This is a genomic window from Neobacillus drentensis (assembly GCF_036966985.1).
Classification (GTDB): Bacteria; Bacillota; Bacilli; order Bacillales; family Cytobacillaceae; genus Neobacillus; species Neobacillus drentensis_E.
The window spans coordinates 10488-11696 of the sequence record NZ_JBALSN010000156.1; the positions used below are offsets into that span (position 1 = coordinate 10488).

Genomic DNA, 1209 nt, shown 5'->3' on the forward strand with positions numbered 1-1209 from the left:
TGAGCCCGACGAGCTACCAGACTGCTCCACCCCGCGACAATAGAAATATAAAATTTTGTTCATGCTCAAAGTTGCATGAACTGTATCAATCTCAGTAAGCATTTGCAAGCAGCTGTTCGATTGATACAACTCGCAGATGATTCATTGAAGCAATGCTCGTTGCTCCACCCCGCGACAATAATATAGGTGATACATATGGAGGAGGAAGAGGGATTCGAACCCCCGCGCGGTATGACCCGCCTGTCGGTTTTCAAGACCGATCCCTTCAGCCAAACTTGGGTATTCCTCCAATTTAAATATGAAACTAATGGTGGACCTTGTAGGACTCGAACCTACGACCGGACGGTTATGAGCCGTCTGCTCTAACCAGCTGAGCTAAAGGTCCAAGTTAGAAAAAATTAATTAATTTTTGGTAGCGGCGGAGGGGATCGAACCCCCGACCTTACGGGTATGAACCGTACGCTCTAGCCAGCTGAGCTACACCGCCAAATTATCATTTAAAATTATTGGTGGAGTCTAGGGGGATCGAACCCCTGACCTCCTGCGTGCAAAGCAGGCGCTCTCCCAGCTGAGCTAAGACCCCATTTATTATAAGAAGAATGGTCGGGAAGACAGGATTCGAACCTGCGACCCCTTGGTCCCAAACCAAGTGCTCTACCAAGCTGAGCTACTTCCCGTTAAAGTGCGCCCTGAGAGATTCGAACTCCCGACCTTTTGATTCGTAGTCAAACACTCTATCCAGCTGAGCTAAGGGCGCATATGAATTTAATCAACTTAAATGGTGCCGAGGACCGGAATCGAACCGGTACGGTAGTCACCTACCGCAGGATTTTAAGTCCTGTGCGTCTGCCAGTTCCGCCACCCCGGCAATAGTAGAGAGCGGAAGACGGGATTCGAACCCGCGACCCCCACCTTGGCAAGGTGGTGTTCTACCACTGAACTACTTCCGCATATCATGGGAAGTTATTTTGCTATTGCAAAAAACTTTGGTGCGGGTGAAGGGAGTCGAACCCCCACGCCTTGCGGCGCCAGATCCTAAGTCTGGTGCGTCTGCCAATTCCGCCACACCCGCATATTAATTTAAATGGTGAGCCATGAAGGACTCGAACCTTCGACCCTCTGATTAAAAGTCAGATGCTCTACCAACTGAGCTAATGGCTCATCTGCTATGCAGAAAAACATATATAAAAAATGGCTGGGCTAGCTGGA

General features: G+C 49.2%; 10 tRNA genes. All 10 read right to left on the reverse strand.

Features of this window, described 5'->3' with window-relative positions:
- Nucleotides 1-196: 196 nt before the first annotated feature.
- The 10 genes from V7659_RS10815 to V7659_RS10860 all read right to left on the reverse strand — a co-directional run bounded on the left by V7659_RS10815 (nt 197) and on the right by V7659_RS10860 (nt 1161).
- Nucleotides 197-289 (reverse strand) — tRNA-Ser (locus tag V7659_RS10815).
- Nucleotides 290-308: 19 nt separating this feature from the next.
- Nucleotides 309-385 (reverse strand) — tRNA-Ile (locus V7659_RS10820).
- Between the two features lie 25 nt (nt 386-410).
- Nucleotides 411-487: transfer RNA gene (locus V7659_RS10825), tRNA-Met, on the reverse strand.
- Between the two features lie 20 nt (nt 488-507).
- Nucleotides 508-583 (reverse strand) — tRNA-Ala (locus tag V7659_RS10830).
- A 17-nt stretch (nt 584-600) separates the two neighbouring features.
- A tRNA-Pro gene (locus tag V7659_RS10835) sits at nt 601-677 on the reverse strand.
- Between the two features lie 6 nt (nt 678-683).
- Nucleotides 684-757, reverse strand: a tRNA-Arg gene (locus tag V7659_RS10840).
- A 22-nt stretch (nt 758-779) separates the two neighbouring features.
- Nucleotides 780-868, reverse strand: a tRNA-Leu gene (locus tag V7659_RS10845).
- A gap of 10 nt (nt 869-878) precedes the next feature.
- Nucleotides 879-950, reverse strand: a tRNA-Gly gene (locus V7659_RS10850).
- A gap of 37 nt (nt 951-987) precedes the next feature.
- Nucleotides 988-1072, reverse strand: a tRNA-Leu gene (locus V7659_RS10855).
- 13 nt (nt 1073-1085) lie between these two features.
- Nucleotides 1086-1161 (reverse strand) — tRNA-Lys (locus tag V7659_RS10860).
- Nucleotides 1162-1209 lie beyond the last annotated feature (48 nt).